The sequence below is a fragment of the Aurantimonas sp. 22II-16-19i genome (assembly GCF_002088275.1).
Taxonomy (GTDB): domain Bacteria; phylum Pseudomonadota; class Alphaproteobacteria; order Rhizobiales; family Rhizobiaceae; genus Jiella.
The window spans coordinates 1-16,789 of record NZ_AQQS01000059.1 but is presented as its reverse complement, the minus strand read 5'-3'; the positions used below and the strand labels follow the sequence as shown (position 1 = coordinate 16,789).

The 16,789-nt window shown below is 68.1% G+C and carries 12 protein-coding genes; 6 read left to right on the top strand and 6 right to left on the bottom strand.

The window, feature by feature from the left end:
• The 4 genes from ATO4_RS26025 to rimP all read right to left on the bottom strand — a co-directional run.
• A partial coding sequence (locus ATO4_RS26025) for a translation initiation factor IF-2 associated domain-containing protein (RefSeq protein ID WP_139802711.1) occupies positions 1 to 221 on the bottom strand: 221 nt, incomplete at its 3' end.
• A gap of 92 nt (positions 222 to 313) precedes the next feature.
• Entirely contained in the window at positions 314 to 994 is a 681-nt protein-coding gene (locus ATO4_RS26020; protein WP_245308931.1) for an RNA-binding protein, read from the bottom strand.
• A 59-nt stretch (positions 995 to 1,053) separates the two neighbouring features.
• Positions 1,054 to 2,670, bottom strand: coding sequence for a transcription termination factor NusA (gene nusA, locus ATO4_RS26015; protein ID WP_083594993.1), 1,617 nt, complete (start codon positions 2,668 to 2,670; stop codon positions 1,054 to 1,056).
• A gap of 130 nt (positions 2,671 to 2,800) precedes the next feature.
• Positions 2,801 to 3,415 carry a ribosome maturation factor RimP gene (gene rimP, locus ATO4_RS26010; protein ID WP_083594991.1) on the bottom strand — a complete coding sequence of 205 codons (615 nt, stop codon included), beginning with the start codon at positions 3,413 to 3,415 and terminating at the stop codon, positions 2,801 to 2,803.
• Positions 3,416 to 4,095: 680 nt separating this feature from the next.
• Between rimP and ATO4_RS26005 the strand changes: the two genes are divergently transcribed.
• Positions 4,096 to 5,019 (top strand): hypothetical protein, encoded by a 924-nt coding sequence (locus tag ATO4_RS26005; protein ID WP_083594989.1) that lies wholly within the window; start codon positions 4,096 to 4,098, stop codon positions 5,017 to 5,019.
• A 374-nt stretch (positions 5,020 to 5,393) separates the two neighbouring features.
• On the opposite strand, the gene ATO4_RS26000 is transcribed toward ATO4_RS26005, so the two are convergent.
• Both ATO4_RS26000 and ATO4_RS25995 read right to left on the bottom strand, forming a co-directional pair.
• Positions 5,394 to 6,044 (bottom strand): dienelactone hydrolase family protein, encoded by a 651-nt coding sequence (locus ATO4_RS26000; protein ID WP_083594987.1) that lies wholly within the window; start codon positions 6,042 to 6,044, stop codon positions 5,394 to 5,396.
• Positions 6,045 to 6,278: 234 nt separating this feature from the next.
• A complete protein-coding gene (locus tag ATO4_RS25995) occupies positions 6,279 to 7,226 on the bottom strand; it encodes a ring-cleaving dioxygenase (RefSeq protein WP_083594985.1) in 948 nt (315 codons plus the stop codon).
• Between the two features lie 214 nt (positions 7,227 to 7,440).
• Here ATO4_RS25995 and ATO4_RS25990 point away from each other — a divergent pair, with 214 nt between their 5' ends.
• From ATO4_RS25990 to ATO4_RS25970, 5 genes are all read left to right on the top strand, one after another.
• Complete coding sequence (locus ATO4_RS25990; RefSeq protein ID WP_083594983.1) at positions 7,441 to 8,898, top strand: deoxyribodipyrimidine photo-lyase; 1,458 nt, start codon at positions 7,441 to 7,443, stop codon at positions 8,896 to 8,898.
• A gap of 529 nt (positions 8,899 to 9,427) precedes the next feature.
• A complete protein-coding gene (locus ATO4_RS25985) occupies positions 9,428 to 11,422 on the top strand; it encodes a phosphodiesterase (RefSeq protein WP_245308930.1) in 1,995 nt (664 codons plus the stop codon).
• Positions 11,423 to 11,660: 238 nt separating this feature from the next.
• A complete protein-coding gene (locus tag ATO4_RS25980; protein WP_083594981.1) occupies positions 11,661 to 12,575 on the top strand; it encodes an SMP-30/gluconolactonase/LRE family protein in 915 nt (304 codons plus the stop codon).
• 378 nt (positions 12,576 to 12,953) lie between these two features.
• Entirely contained in the window at positions 12,954 to 13,871 is a 918-nt protein-coding gene (locus tag ATO4_RS25975) for a crotonase/enoyl-CoA hydratase family protein (protein WP_083594979.1), read from the top strand.
• A 308-nt stretch (positions 13,872 to 14,179) separates the two neighbouring features.
• The gene (locus ATO4_RS25970; RefSeq protein ID WP_176223186.1) at positions 14,180 to 16,543 is read left to right on the top strand and encodes an EAL domain-containing protein; all 2,364 of its coding nucleotides are present in this window, start codon (positions 14,180 to 14,182) and stop codon (positions 16,541 to 16,543) included.
• Positions 16,544 to 16,789 lie beyond the last annotated feature (246 nt).

Here is a 16,789-nt window from a genome sequence, read left to right as displayed (position 1 = left end):
GCGCGCGGCTTCAGCCCCGCGGCCACGTTCGGCGCTGGCGCCGGCGTGTCCTCGGGCTTGTGAATCCGCCGCTTCTTGGTCTCGACCACGACATTCTTGGTGCGACCATGGCTGAAGTTCTGGCGCACCGTCGACTGCTCGACGCCGCCGCGCTTGATGGTCAGGGTCTTCTTGGTGCTCACATGGAGCGTCTTGTCGTCGCCGGACTTGGTATCGCTCATCTACGCTTCCACTTCCTGCGCGGGATCGGTCCCGCGCCGTTCGTCTCGCAAGGAAGCGACGCTCGAAGAGGCGCTTCCGATGGTTTGCAGTCTCAATCTTCAGCCCTCGAGTCGCCGCTTGCAGCGCCGTCGATCGCTTCAGTGGGCTTTTCGCCCCGATATTTCGCCAGCGCTTCCAAGCGCTTCAGCACAGCCGAGCCTGCATCACCGGCAAGGATGGCTGCATGTATCACATTCCACCCGCCCAACGCCAAACTGATTTCGTCGGCGTCCAGCAGGCGAAATCCCGGAATCGCGCGGCCGGTTCCGCGCTCCCCTGCGCGGCGTGACCCGTCGATCTTGCGCAGCCCGTCCTCGGCGGCGTCGCGGGCCTGGACGAGGCCGAGCGTGCGCCCCGAGCGCATCGCCGCCTCGACCTTGGCCGCGCCGGTCACCAGCTGGCCGGCCTTGCGGGCGAGGCCGAGCGATCCCGACACCTGGCGGACCAGCAGCCGGTCGACCATCGCGGCAAGATCGGCCGGCGTCTCCACCTCGGACCGGAAGGCCCGCTTGAACAGCCGCCGCTTCACCGCCTCCTCCACCGCCTTGCGGCTGAAGGAGACATGCGCGCCGCGCCCCGGCAGCTTGCGCGCCAGATCCGGCACGACGCTGTTCTGCGGATCGCGCACGAAGCGGATGAGATCGGCGGCCTCGCGGCGCTCGCGGCTGACGATGCAGGTGCGATCGTTCAGGATCTCGTCTCCGTCATGATCGCGATCGGGCGCCTGCGTCACACGGTCCCCCGCATCTTCGGCATCGGCTGCTGCGGCTGGCATCGTTCCCTTGCCGCTCCTCACGCAGCGCCCTGTTCCAGCGCCTCCTCGGCTTCCTCGTCCAATTCCTCCTGCGGGCCGGCGATGTCGGCCTCGGTGATCCAGCCGGCCTTCAGCCGCGCGGTCAGGATCATCCGCTCGGCATCGGCCCGCGACACCTCGAAGGGCGACAGCGCGCCCGGATAGCGCTTGGTCTCGCCGTCCTTGCGCTCGCTCCAGCCGGTGAGATCGTCGACGGCGCAGCCGGCGAAGTCCTCCAGCGACTTGACGTCCTCCTGACCGAGCGCGACCAGCATTTCGGTGGTCAGCCCGTCGATGTCCTTCAGCTCGTCCGCAACGCCCAGTTCCGTGCGGCGGGCGTCGAACTCGGCCTCACGGCGTTCCAGATACTCGCGGGCACGCGTCTGGATCTCCTGGGCCGTATCCTCGTCGAAGCCTTCGATGGAAGCAACCTCGTCGGGATCGACATAGGCCACTTCCTCGACCGTCGCGAACCCTTCCGATGCCAGCAGCTGGCCGACCATCTCGTCGACGTCGAGGGCCTCCATGAAGGTCTCGGAACGCTCCTGGAACTCCTTCTGGCGGCGGGAGGATTCCTCCTCCTCGGTCAGGATGTCGATGTCCCAGCCGGTGAGCTGCGAGGCGAGGCGCACGTTCTGTCCGCGGCGGCCGATCGCAAGTGAGAGTTGGTCATCGGGCACGACGACTTCAATCCTCTCGGCGTCCTCGTCGAGCACGACCTTGGCGACTTCCGCCGGCTGCAGCGCGTTGACGAGGAAGGCGGCGGCGTCCGGCGACCAGGGAATGATGTCGATCTTCTCGCCCTGCAGCTCGGCGACGACGGCCTGGACGCGCGAGCCCCGCATGCCGACGCAGGCGCCGACCGGATCGACCGAGCTATCCGACGAGATCACGGCGATCTTCGCCCTCGAGCCGGGATCGCGGGCGACCGCCTTGATGGTGATGATGCCGTCGTAGATCTCCGGCACTTCCATGGTGAAGAGCTTCGCCATGAACTGCGGATGGGTGCGCGACAGGAAGATCTGCGGGCCGCGCTGCTCGCGGCGCACGTCGTAGACATAGGCGCGGACCCGGTCGCCGTAGCGGAAGACCTCGCGCGGGATCTGCTCGTCGCGCCGGATGATGCCCTCGCCGCGGCCGAGATCGACGATGACGTTGCCGTATTCGACGCGCTTCACCGAGCCGTTGACGATCTCGCCGACACGGTCCCGGAACTCGTCATACTGGCGGTCGCGCTCGGCCTCGCGCACCTTCTGGACGATCACCTGCTTGGCCGACTGGGCGGCGATGCGGCCGAAGTCCATCGGCGGCAGCTGCTCGGCGATGAAGTCGCCGGGCTCGGCGTCGGGGTTCTTGTCGCGGGCGAGTTCCAGGTAGATCTGGGTGTTCGGGTTCTCGACGTCGTCGACGACCTCGAGCAGCCGCTGCAGCTTCATCTCGCCGGTCTTGGTGTTGATGTCGACGCGGATGTTGGTCTCTTGCCCGTATCGCGAGCGCGCGGCCTTCTGGATGGCGTCGGCCATGGCGCCGATCACGATGTCGCGGTCGATCGACTTTTCCCGCGCCACGGCGTCCGCGATCTGCAGAAGCTCGAGCCTGTTCGCACTGACTGCCATTTGTCGTTTCTCCTGGTCGGCCGGCCACGTCGGATGGTCGCTCCGAAGGCTCGTCCCGTCGTTTCGCCCGGTCTGTCGCCGGCCCGGGGCCGGCGACGAGGCGCCTCATATTCGTCTCTCCGGCCCCGCGTCAGTGGGTGCCGGGCTCGTCATCGGCATGTTCGGCCGTCTCGTCGCCTTCCGGCTCCTCCGGCTCCTCCGGCTCGCCGCGCCGCTTGCGGGCGGCCTTGTCGGCCTTCAGCGAGGCGGCGATCAGATCGTCGGTGAGGATCAGCCGCGCCTCGCCGATGGCGTCGAAGGGGATCTCCACCGCGTTCGGCTCGCCATAGGCCGGCTGGTCCCGCTCGATGCGGATCACCTCGTCGGTGACCGCGACGATCTTGCCCCGAAACCGCTTGCGCTCGCCGATCAGCCGGTTGGTCTCCAGCTTCATCAGATAGCCGGCCCAGGTCTCGAAGTCGCCCTTGCGCACCAGCGGGCGGTCGATGCCCGGGGAGGAGACTTCGAGGTGATAGGCCTTGTCGACCGGATCGGCCACGTCGAGCACCGGCGAGATCGCCCGCGAGACCGCCTCGCAGTCCTCGACGGTCATGGTGCCGTCCGGCCGTTCCGCCATGATCTGTACCGTCATGCCGTTCAGCCCGGAGATGCGCACCCGCACCAGCCGATAGCCGGCCTGCTCGATCGCCGCCTCGACGGCGTCCGCGATCTTGGCTTCCAGTCCTTGTTCCTTGACGATGCGCATATGGCTTCGGCTCGCGCTCCTTCAGAGATCGGCCCATTCGCAAGGTCCGCCGCGTGGCGGACGCCCGCACCCTGCGGCCAGTGCGGCCCGGCTCGCCGGCGCCGCGCTTGGCGTGCGCCCGGTCCGCCCTGGCCGTTGCGTCTTTCCGTCCCCGCCGTTCCGCCATGCCTTCCGGAGCGATCGGCCGAGCCGAATTCCGGGTAACAAAAAAGAGCGGGACCGGCAGGACCCACTCTCACGACATCACCGCAGAGAATATGACGGTCATATACCCCGCTTCGCCTCGCGCTTCAAGAGCCGGTTTGCGGGGCCGCTCGGCAGCGGGTCGCATGGCCCGCCGACGGGGCCACTCGACAGAGCCTCTCGGCAGGGCCACTTTTGACAGGGCACTCGACAGGACCTGCGCCATGACCCGGGATCGTGCGGGGCCCGACGGGCCTCCGGCGACCGGCGCTCGAAACCGGAGCGGCGTCAAGACTTCGCCGGAGCGTGCCCGACGGAGACTGTCCTGTTGCGGGACCGACGAAGAAGATCGCGCAGGCGTGGGTCCATACTCGGTAAGGCGATCTTATAAAAATTCTCCCGCGCCGCGGGGAGTTCATTTCGCCGTATCTTACGGTCTTGTAATTTTCCGGCGACAGTGGAATCATGCTGGTGGGGCTTAGAAACGGCATGCGTCAATGTTACTCCAGTTTCCCGGTCGGCTGGACCTCGTTCGCGAGCGTGTCGGCCACGCCTCCCTTTGCCCGTCATCCTGGTCTCCGCTCCTCGGCGTGATCGAGAAGGTTCTTCCCGGCGTCGAAACGCGCCTGAGACGGATCGATCGCGACGTCGCGCGGCGGAGCTTCAAGGTCCACCGCGCGCTGTCCGTCGCCAACAGGACGAGGCTGCGCTATTCCGACAGCGGCTGGCAGGACGACTGCTACCCCTCCCTGGAGCCGGGCACCATCTTCCGGTTCGACGATCCGGACGGCGCGGCGCAGCAGGCCCAGCAGGAATTCTCTGCCGAGGGCGGTCCGATCGATGCCGGCCTGATCCTGCACGACTGCGCGCAGCAGAGCTGGTCGCTGACGATGACGGCGCCGCGCGAGCGGCGCGATGCCGTCCTGCCCGCCGTCCTGACGCTGCTGCGACGGCTGGCGGGGGATCTGGTCGATGCCTTCGTCGTCTCCCATGCGATCGGCAGTCCCGATCAGCCGAGCCGGGACAGGATCGAGAGCACCTGGGACCCGCTCTGCACGCCAGTGCTGCTGCTGGACCGGGAGCTGGTCATCAGCGCGGCGAACGCCGCGGCGGAAGACCTCCTGCGCGAGGCACGCTACTTCCGGCCACGCTTCTTCGACGACCATCTGGCCCTCGCCAACCGCAACGACGGCCAGCTGCTCGAAGCGACCGTCAACCGGCTGCTCGCCGGCCGGCGCGCCTCCGCCCGGGTGAGCCTCGAGGGACTACGACGCTCCGCCCCCTTGAGCGCCACGCTGCGACGGGCCGGTTCGCCCGACTGGCGGCGCCAGTTCACGCCCGAGCTGGCTGAGACCGCGCATGTGCTCGCGGTGTTCCGCCTGCCCGAGGATCCGGCCGTCGCCGCCTCGGCGCAGGGCTGACCAGCCGGACCGATCCGTTCGGTCCGGCATGCTGCGGGAGGAGGCCGAAGCGAAAGCCGCCGAGGCCTTTTGCAGTGGACGACCCGAGGCCGCCGGCGGTCCGCCCCGGATGGGAGACGGGGCCCGCAAGACCATCGGGTGCGGCCCGGCGACTCAATGCGGCCCGGCGACTCAATGATGCGACGCGATGACGAGACGCAATGACGAGAGCACGAGGATGCGGGCGGAGCCTGCTCGACCCCGCACGCTCTCAGCGAATTCCGGCTGCGCCCCGAACATCGGACCGAACCCGCGCGTCGATCTTCGGCCCTTCACCATGTGTCGATCCCATCGGATGGATCATCCTGCGTGCGGTCTGCCGGAGGCCCGGCGATCTAGCCGATCGACTGCAGCAGCGCGACGGCGCGGACGATCTCGTCCTGATTGATCGTGTGGCCGGGCTCCGGATAGAGCTTGGCCTCGACGCTGGCGCCGCGATCGGCCAGGTGGCGCTCGGTCTCCATCACCCGCAGCGCCGGAATGAACGGATCGGTCCGGCTGCAGCCGATGAACACCTTGGTGCCGGCGAGGCTCGCGGTTTCCGGCCGCTTCGCCGCATCCGGCCCGATCAGGCCGCCGGAAAAGCCGAGCACGCCGGCGACGCTGCCGGCATTGCGCGCGAGATATTCCAGCGACAGGCAGGCGCCCTGCGAGAAGCCGGCCAGCACCACCCGGTCCGGCCCGAAGCCCTCGTCCTTCAGCAGGCCGAGGATCTCGTCGATGCGCGCCAGCGCGTTGGAGAGATGCGGCTCGTTGGCGTCGAGCGGCTGGGTGAAGGGCGCGGGATACCAGGCGCCGCCGGGCGCATCCGGGGCGACGGCGAAGAGGTCCGGCAGGCCGAAGGCATCGGCGAGCCCGATGATGTCGGCACCGGATGCGCCGCGGCCGTGGATCGCGACCATGGCGAGCCGGGCGCTGCGGGGATCGCTTCCCGCGGCGACGAGGCCGCTTTCGGCGAGCGGTCCGGTGAGGCGGAGGATGGGCATCGAAGGCTTCCTTCTCGACGGTTGTGTATCAAGCCCGCGCGACGATCGATCGGACGGCGGTCCGATGCCCCGAGGGCTGCATCGGACTTCGTATGGCGGCGCCGAACCGAGGCGGGTTCCCGGCACGGGCGCAGGCGGCCCGATCCAGAGTGGACCACGCCTGCCGGCGGATCTTGGCAAATCCGCCGGCAAGGTCCGGCTTCTGCCGGGGGCCGTCCGGTCGGCCTCGACGTCTCAGACGAGCGGCTTCAGATTGGCCTCGATCGCCGCCCGCTTCGGCTCGAGGAACGGCGGCAGCGACAGGCTCTCGCCGAGGCTCGCCAGCGGCTCGTCGACGGCAAAGCCCGGCCCGTCGGTGGCGATCTCGAACAGGATGCCGTTCGGCTCGCGGAAATACAGCGAGCGGAAATAGTAGCGCTCGACCTCGCCGCTCGACGGCACCCGGAACTCCCGCACCCGGCTGGCCCATTCGGTCAGCTCGGCCGTGTCGTTGGTCCGGAAGGCGACGTGATGGACGCCGCCGGCGCCCTGGCCCGCCGCCTCGAGATGCGGCTCGACGGCGACATGCAGCTCGGCCGCCGGGCCGCCCTCGCCCATCTCGAAAACGTGGACCGTCGCCCCCGCCTCCTCGTAGCGGCGCGCCTCGCGCATGTTCATGACGCGGGTGAGCAGCGCCTCGGTGGGGGCCAGATCGGGCACCGACAGGACGATCGGCCCGAGGCCGCGGATCTGGTGCTCGGCCGGGACGGTGCTGGCGTCCCAGGGATGGGCCGTTCCCGCCCCGCCATCGTCGACGAGCCGCAGGCGCTGTCCCTCGAAGTCCTCGAAGTCGATGCCCTCGCGGCCGTCGAGGCTGCGGATCGCGTCGGCGGCAACGCCGTGCTCCTGCAGCCGCGCGGCCCAGTATTCCAGGCTCTCGCGGCCCGAAACGCGCAGCGAGGTGCGGGCGACCGAACGGGTGCCGCGACGCTCGCGCGGCGCCGGCCAGTCGAAGAAGGTCACGTCGGTGCCGGGCGAAGCCAGGCCGTCGGCGTAGAACAGGTGATAGGCCGACGTGTCGTCCTGGTTGACGGTCTTCTTGACCAGTCGCATGCCGAGCACGCGCTTGTAGAAGTCGAGATTGCCCGGCGCGTCGGCCGTGATGGCGGTGAGATGGTGGATGCCCGTGAGTGCAAGGGTCATGTTCGCCTCCTTGGCTGGTCCCTGACTGGTGTCGACGGCTAGATAGGCGATCCCGCACCCGGCCTGGGAGGGGGTGATTCGTGACGAATTGTCGCCGTATCGTGAACGGCCGTTACCAGTTCTTCGTCTCAGGCGTATCGTCGCACATGCCTCGCAATCTCGCGCCGGGAAGACAGTTACCGGCCCCATCCGAAGACGGCAGCAGCGGGACACCATGGCAGACACGGCACATCGCGACGACGGCCCCATCGTCGTATGGCTTCGCGACGATCTGAGGCTGGACGACAATCCCGCCCTCGCTTATGCCGCCGCAACCGGCCGGCCGGTGGTGCCGCTGGTGGTTCTCGACGAGGAATCGCAGGGCGTGCGCAGCCTCGGCGGCGCCCACAGATGGTGGCTGCATCACTCGCTTCAAAGCTTCGCCGCCTCGCTGCGCGGCAAGGGCTCGCGGCTGACGCTGCGCCGCGGCAAGGCCGGTGACCACGTCCGGGAGGTAATCGAGGCGGTCGGCGCGAGCGCCCTGTTCTTCAACCGCCGCTACGATCCGGCCTCGCTCAGCGTCGACGAGGCCATCGCGGACGCGCTGGGCGACGCCGTGTCGGTCGAGCGCTTCACCGCCAACATCCTGCACGAGCCGGACAAGGTCAAAACCAAGACCGGCGGCTACTACAAGGTCTACACGCCGTTCTGGAAGAACGTCTCGGAGACGGGGTTTCGCGATCCGATCGACCCGCCAGAGGGCTTCAGGCAGCCCGCCGCCTTTCCGAAATCGGACGCGCTGGAGGACTGGGAGCTCCTGCCGACGCAGCCCGACTGGTCGGGCGGCATCGCCGCGTTCTGGATCCCCGGCGAACAGGCCGCCCAGGAGCGGCTCGAACACTTCTGCGACGCACTTCTTCCACGATATCACGAAGGCCGCGAGCGCCCCTTTGCCGACGAGACCTCGCGGCTCTCGCCCTATCTGCGATGGGGCGAAATCTCGCCGTTCCGGGCCTGGCACACCGCCAACGCCCATGCCGCAGGCCGCAAGACGATCGCCTCCGAGGCGATCCGCACCTTTCGCCAGGAGCTCGTCTGGCGCGACTTCAACTATCATCTCCTCTATCATTTCGGCCGGCTGGGAGAGGACAACTTCAACGCCCGCTTCGACGATTTTCCCTGGCGCGGGTCGGCGGGAGATCTGAAGGCCTGGACCGGGGGCCTCACCGGCTATCCGATCGTCGATGCCGGGATGCGCCAGCTCTGGCAGACGGGCTGGATGCACAACCGGGTGCGGATGATCGTCGGCTCGTTCCTGACCAAGGACCTGCTGATCGACTGGCGCGAGGGCGAGCGCTGGTTCTGGGACACGCTGGTCGACGGCGACATCGCCTCCAACACCTCGCAATGGCAGTGGATCGGCGGCTCCGGCGCCGACGCGCAGCCGTTCTTCCGGATCTTCAACCCGATCACCCAGAGCGAGAAGTTCGACCCGAAGGGCGAGTACATCCGCAGCTTCGTTCCGGAATTGCGGCACCTTCCCGCCAGGGCGATCCATGCGCCCTGGGAGGCCGGCGAAACGCTCCTGCGGCAAACCGGAGTGACGCTCGGCGAGACTTACCCCAAGCCGATCGTCGATCATGGCGCGGCGCGCCAACGCGCTCTGGAGGCCTATGGGACGGTGAAAGGGTGACGGGCGAACGCCCCTCGGAAGCGCCCGATGCGAGCCGTCCCGCAAAAGCTCCTGCGCGATCTTCGATGCGAGCGTGCGCCGCGCACATGAAGGCGCCGGACGATCGGCAAAGCGCGGGAGGATCGGTTCCGCCGGCGAATGGTCGCCGGATCTTCCCGCTCCGGTTGTACCCGGTCGCATCTTCCCCCGCGGCGAATCGCTCGTCGACGCGGCGCGCGTGCCGGCATCCCAGCGCCGCCGGCCTCACGGGGTGACCTGCGAAACCCGCTGCCGCGCCCCTCCGGGGAAGCCGGCGTCCCGGCGCATGCCGCTACGGAAGATGCCGCTGGTGAAACCAATAATTGTACAGAATACCAGGCGCGGCGGGCCGAGCGCTGCGCTCCTGAGGCCCGCGCGGTCCGCAAGCTCCTGTCATTTCATCCATTCTGCCGATGTGGCGCGAGAAAGAAACGCGCGAAACGGCCCCACCTGTCACCGAAAAATTTACCTCTCAAAGGCACGGTCACTCGATCGGTGAGCGCACGGATCCATGATTTCCATCCTGGCAAAACGGTTCTTCTGGAAAAACCTCCTCGGAGCGGGAGCCATCGTCGGCTTCGTCGCCGTGAGCATCCTTGCGATCGGCAGCGACGCGGTCGGCCGGCTGGTCGAGGCGGAGATGAAGAACCGCGGCCAGAACTTCGCCAATCTCCTGCTCGGGCCGGGAGGCAGCGTCGACGCGCTGCTGACGGGCATCTCCCGCGATCCCGGCTCGGAGGAAATGCTGCGCAAGATCGCCGATCTCTCCGGCATCGACGGCTATGCGGTCTTCGACCGAACCGGCAACGAGACGTTCCGCTCGCGTTCGGAGCGCTACGAATGGCTGCTGCGCGATCGCAGCGGCGGGGTCTCCACCGGCGACAAGCTCGGCTCGGCGGTCGTCGCGCAGCCGGGCTTCTGGCAGATCGTCTATGACGACGGCAAGACCAATCCCTCGGTGATCATGCCGCTCATCCGCGACGGCCGCACCATGGGCTTCCTGTCGGTGGTCGCCGACATGATCTCCGAGCGCCACCACTACCAGACGACGCTCGCGCGCACCTATTCGATGGTGGTCCTGATCATCCTCGCGGCGACCTGCGTCCCGTTCATGCTCTATCAGCTCCGGCGCCGGAAGATCGCCGAGGCGGACGCCCGCATCCGCTTCCTCGCCGATCACGACACGCTGACCCAGCTCCTGAACCGGCGCAGGATGCAGGAGGCCTGCGACCAGCTGCTGTTCAAGATCCGCGCGACGCGCGAGGACATCGCCTATCTCTTCGTCGACCTCGACGACCTGGCGGACATCAACGACCGTCTCGGGCAGAGCCGCGGTGACGAGATCCTGCGGATCGTGGCGCGCCGCATCGCCACCACCCTGAGCCCCGACGACCTCGTCGCGCGGGTCGGGCCGGACGATTTCGCCGTCGTGCGGCGGCGCGTGACGGCCCGCGAGGAGATCGTCGCGCTGGCGGCGCGGCTCGCCGAAACGGTGGGCGAGGCGATCGAGATCGACGGGCACGTCGTTGCCCCGAAGATCTCCATCGGTTGCGCCATGGCCCCCGATCACGGGCGCAGCCACTCCGAACTCGTCAAGCACGCCGAGATCGCGCATTTCCACAACAAGGGCGAGCAGCGCAATCCGGTGGTCTTCTTCGAACCGAAGATGGACGAGGCGATGCATCGCCGCCGGCAGGTCGAGGCGCATATCAAGCGCGCCGTCGAGGAGAACGGCTTCGAGCTGTTCTACCAGCCGCTGGTCAAGGGCAGCGACGGTTCGCTCGTCGGCTTCGAGGCGCTGGTTCGCCTGCGCGACGAGAGGGGCACGCTGATCCCTCCCGCCGAATTCGTCCCGATCGCCGAGGCGCGGGGCTACATCAAGGCGCTCGGCAGCTGGGTCATCCAGGAAGCGACGCGGCAGATCGCGGAATGGCCGGAGCCGCTGTTCGTCTCGGTCAACCTCTCCGCCGTGCAGTTCCAGGACGGCGATCTCGTCGAGATCATCGAGGCCGCGCTGTGTGCGGCGGGCATCGAGGGCCGGCGGCTCGAGGTCGAGGTGGTGGAATCGCTGCTCCTCGAGCGCTCGACCGCCATCCTCGACCAGCTGCACGCCCTGAAGGAACTCGGCATCTCCATCGACATGGACGATTTCGGCACCGGCTATTCCTCGCTCGGCTATCTGTGGCGGTTCCCGTTCGACAAGCTGAAGATCGACCAGTCCTTCATGAAGGCGCTGGAGAACGGCGAGCCCAACGTCAAGGAGATCGTCGCGACGATCGTCTCCCTCGCCCATCAGATGAAGATGAAGGTGACGACGGAGGGCGTCGAGACCGAGGATCAGGCGCAGTTCCTCGCCTCCCTCGGCTGCGACCAGTTGCAGGGCTACTTCTTCGGCCAGCCAAGGCCGGCAAGCGAGACGGTCGAGGCCTTCCTCGTCGGCTACCGGCGCTCGGACCGCTTCGGCGACGGGGCCCGGGAGGCCGCCCGTCTGCGCCGCATCGCCTGAGCCTCGCCCCTTTGCCCCTCGACCCCTCGGCCCTCCGCCGGCCTGCGTCCATCGTGACAATTGCGCCCGGACCTCCTAAACCGGTGTCGCTGACGGTCCTGGCGGGATCCTCCGGCGACGGGTCGCCGTCCCCCGGACCCGATAGCCGCGACAAGCAGCGTCGGGGTCGGCACCGCGGGAGGCGGGCCGACCTTCGCCAGGACGGCTGCGAGGCGATCGCCTGGGAGGAGGCTTGAACATGGCATCGGAAATCTTCGAGGTTCTGGACGAACGGTTCCGGCGGCTCTTCGTGCCGACGGCCCGGCTCGACGTCCTCTACACGGGCTGCCGCTGGGCGGAAGGGCCGGCCTATTTCCCGGCCGGACGCTGCCTGGTGTGGTCCGACATCCCCAACGACCGGATGCTGCGCTACGACGAATGCACCGGCACGGTCGGGGTCTTCCGCCAGCCTGCCGGCCATTCCAACGGCAACACCGTCGACCGCTCGGGACGGCTGGTCAGCTGCGAGCACGGGGGTCGGCGCGTCTCGCGCACCGAGTTCGACGGCCGGGTCGTCACGCTTGCCGATTCCCATGACGGCAGGCGGCTGAACAGCCCCAACGACGTCGTCGAGAAGTCCGACGGCACGATCTGGTTCACCGATCCGACCTACGGCATCGACACCGACTACGAAGGCCATCGCGGCCAGCGCGAACAGGCCGGCAGCCACGTCTTCCGCTTCGATCCGCGCGACGCGAGCCTCGCCATCGTCGCCGACGACTTCGTGCAGCCGAACGGCCTCGCCTTCTCGCTGGACGAACGCCAGATCTACATCGTCGACACCGGCGCCACCCATGTCGAGGACGGCCCGCGCCATATCCGCCGGTTCGACGTCGGGGACGACGGCCGCATCTCCGGCGGCGGGGTTTTCGCGACGTCGACCAGCGGGCTTTTCGACGGCCTGCGTCTCGACGACGCCGGCCGGATCTGGACCAGTGCCGCCGACGGCGTCCATTGCTACGACCCGGACGGCACCCTCATCGGCAAGATCCGGGTTCCCGAGGTGGTCGCCAACCTCTGTTTCGGCGGGCCGAAGCGGAACTATCTCTACGTGTGTGGAACCACCTCGCTCTACGGGATCCGGCTGCCGGTGAACGGCGCGAAGACCCTCTGATCGCCGACGACCGACGCAACTCCAGTCGGGCGGCGGACCTGTCACGCGGCAAGCTGCAGGTTCAGCCGGACGGGAGCCGGACAATCGCGGGCGCTCGCACCCCGATTCCAGCTTGCGCATTGCGGGGCCGGGGGAACCCGGCTCGCCCCGTCGGCGAGCCATCTCGCGCGGGCTCCGGCTTGGCCGCTTCGGCCCGCCGCGGCGCCGTCCAGGATCCTCCTGCCGAAGATGGCCTGCCGAACCCGATCGGGTCCGGGGTTCTCATCGTTAATCAAACGTTATGTAAAATAGGGACATTAACCTTCTCTTAGATTCAAATTTTACAGAACCGGGTTGCACGGTTAAGCTGCGATTACCAGTCGAGTGGAGATTGTACCAATGCCGCAGGTTCAGTTCGCCGATTCCCTTCAGTTGAGGCCCGCGGCAGCGCCGGTCCACAGCCACATCGTGGACCGGATCACCGACCGCACGGGCGCGCTTCCCCAGCTGCAGCTGATGTTCGAGGAGCAGCACGGTCTGCTCTGGCTCGTCATGCATCCCGAGCCGAAGCCGGTCTTCACCCTGCCTCTCGTCGACAGCGTGCTGCGCGTGCAGGAGGCGCTGCGGGCCATGGTCGATGCCGGAGAGGACATGCCGGTCGCGGTCTTGGCCTACCGCACCTCGGGCCCGGTGTTCTCCCTCGGCGGCGATCTCGACTACTATCTCGACTGCCTCGCCCGGCGTGATCGCGCAGGGCTGGCGCGCTATGCCGAGACGGCCTGCGCGGTGATCGAGGGCAACAGCAACGGCCTCGGCGGCCGCGTCGCGACCGTCGCGGCAGTGCATGGCCGGGCGCTCGGCGGCGGCATCGACCCGGCCCGCGCCTGCCACGTCGTGGTCGCCGAGGAGTCGGCGAGCTTCTGCTATCCCGAGATCAACTACAACCACTTCCCGATCGCCGCGGCGCCCATCCTGGCGCGCCGGATCGGGGCGGTCGAGGCGGAGCGGATCCTCCTGTCGGGCAAGAGCTTCACCGCCGCGGAGTTCTACGACAAGGGCGCGCTCGAGGCCGTCGTCGGCGACGGCGCCAGCGCCATGTGGGTGCGGGACTTCTGCAAGAAGACCGCGGCCAGCCGGCGTTCCCGGATCGCCATCGCCGCAGCCTTCAATCGCATGGGTCCCGATCTTGCGGGCGAACTCGCCGAGGCGGGGGCTGCCTGGGTCGATCACATGCTGGCCCTCGACGAGGCGGAGATCACCAAGCTGCAACGCATCGTCCACGCCCAGGACCGGATGCTCGGCCGGATGGCCGGATAACCGGCGGCTGCGACCGGCCATGGTGCCGGCGTGCGATCCAGCCGGCATCCGGATCGCCCGGCGAACGGCTCCCTGCCCTGCCTCCGAGGCCTGCCCCGAAGGCCTGTCTCGGGGCCTTCGCCGAGCCAACGCGAGACCTGCACCCGGCTGGCGATTGGCAGCGGCAGACGTCCGGCTCGCGCATGTCGGGGGAACCGGCCTTCCCGCGTCCACCGTCCCCGGCGAGCCGTGACGCCGCGACCGCAGGCAAGTGTTAAGGACTCTTGACTATGGTCGAGCCAACGGAGCTCACCATGAGTGGAAGAGCGGTGTCCATATCAGCCGATAGTCGCTTTGCCTCTGAAGGCCTGGAAACCCGGCAGATGGGCCGGCCGCGCCGCGACGTGCGCAGGAGCGTGTCGGCCGAGCGCGAGAGCATTCTCGTCGGCTCGCTGTTCTCCTCGCCCGCCTCCATCGTCATCTCCAACGTCGTCGGCATCATGGTGATGCTGATGTCCTGGCACTGGACCCGCGACAACACCTTCTACACGCTCAGCTGCGTCACGATCGCCGTCCTGCTCGGGCGGATCGCGACGCTCGTGCGCTATCGCCTCGCCTGCCACGAGGACGAGGATGGCCGCGCCGTCCGGCGCTGGGACATCGAGTTCCAGATCGGCGCCACGCTGTTTGCCGGCTTGCAGGGCATCAGCTGCTTCCACGCCATCTCGGCGACGAGCAGCCCCGCGGTGCAGATCCTCAACGTCATCGCCGCCGTGGCCTTCTCGTCCGGCTACGTGGCGCGCAACGCCGCCCGGCCGAAATACGTCATCGTCCAGGTCTTGTGTCTCTGCGTGCCGCTGATGCTGGCGCTGGAGCATTCCAACCAGCCCTACTACCGGGCGATCGCGGTCTTCATCGTCCTCTACATGTTGACGAACTTCGTCATCGTCCTGTCTCTCAACCGCAACCTGCGGGCGCTCGCCGACGCGACGGCCGAGGCGCGCGAGAACGAGGGCTCGTCGCGCAAGCACGCCGAACAGGCGCATCTGGCGCTGCGTGCGATGACCCACGGCCTCGTCACCTTCGACGAGACGCTGTCGCGGGAGCTGCAGAACGACCGCCATGGCGAGCTCTACGGCGTCGGCGACGATCATGACGAGGCCAATCTCGAGGCGATGCTGGCCCATGCGGTCAAGTGTCGCCGGCTGTCGCGCAGCGACGCCACGCTGATCCGCCAGGACGTCGCCCGCACGCTGAAGGAAGAGGTCGCCAACACCCGCGAACTGACGACGCCCGAGGGCAAGACCCTGCTCCTGCACGTCGAGCCGACCGAGTCCGGCGGCATCCTGATCGTCACCGAGGACATCAGCGAGCGCAAGCACACCCAGCAGAAGATCGAGACCATGGCGCGAACCGATCCCCTCACCGGGATGGCGAACCGCCACGAGCTCGACCGGATGCTGGCCTCGATCGGCCCGGGCTTCAGGGAAGGCATCGGGTCGGTCGCGATCCTCTACATCGACCTCGACGACTTCAAGACCATCAACGATTCCCTCGGCCATGCGACCGGCGACAAGGTGCTGGTCGCCATCGCCGAGCGGATCCGCTCGGCCGTGCGCGTATCGGATTTCCTGGCGCGGTTCGGCGGCGACGAGTTCGTCGCGATCATTCCCTCGGCCGACAGCGACGCGAGCCTCGTGGCTGCCGAGCGGGTCATGCAGGCGCTCAGCCCGCCGATCATCATCGGCGACCGGAAATTCTCCATCGGCGCCAGCATCGGCGCCGCCGTCGGCCCGCGTCACGGTCCGGACGGCGCGACGCTGATGACGGCGGCCGATCTCGCCCTCTACGAATCCAAGTCGACCGGCAAGAACCGCGTCAGCCTCTTCCGGCCGGAGATGGAGGCCTCGTTCCGCCGCCGCACCGAGCTCGAGCGGGAAATGCGCGAAGGCCTGGCCGGCGGGCAGTTCGACCTGCACTACCAGCCGATCGTCGAGATCGACTCCGGCAAGGTGGTCTCGGTGGAGGCGCTCCTGCGCTGGAACCATCCCGTCAAGGGCAGCATCTCGCCGTCCGAATTCATTCCCATCGCCGAGCGCAGCGACCTGATCTCGGACCTCGGCGAATGGGTGCTGCGGCGCGCCGCCTGCGACCTCGCGCGCCTGCCGGAAGAGATCTCGATCTCGGTCAACGTCTCGCCGATGCAGTTCCGCCAGCCCCAGCGCCTCGTCACCACGATCCGCGAGCTGATCGCCGAAGGCAAGGTCCCGGCCGAGCGGCTGGAGCTGGAACTCACCGAATCGGTGCTCGTCGACAACCCCGAACTGACGCTCGCGACGATGAAGGAGCTGCGCTCCCTCGGCCTGCGCTTCTCGCTCGACGACTTCGGCACCGGCTATGCCTCGATCGGCTATCTGGCGACCTATTCCTTCGACAAGGTGAAGATCGATCGCAGCTTCGCCAGCGCCATCGCCGACAATGGCGCGGCGCGCTCGGTGGTGGAACTCGTCCAGCACCTCGCCGACCGGATCGGCTTCATCGTCGTCGCCGAGGGGCTGGAAGACGCCGATCAGGTCGACGCCATCGCCGCCACCGGCATCGCGCTGGCCCAGGGCTACTTCTTCGGCCGTCCGGAACCGCTCGACGTCATCGAAGCCGAACTGAAGGCCGCTCGAAACACGCCCGCGGGCTGAGCGCTCGCCGGCGGCCCGAAGCCCCGCTCGGGCCGCTGCCGGCCGCCCTCTCGAAAGCAGACCGCCGGGCCTTGGCCGTCGCGCCCCCGAAGGCCCGGGCAGCGTCTCGAACCCTTTGCGTCGCTCTCGCCGGTCGATGCCACTCATGCCGTCTCTCCGATCGATCGGATCGGATGGTGCATGCGCCTGCGCGCAACTAGTGGATTAACCGAGACAAAAGCATCCCTTTGGGGATTCCAACGCGCC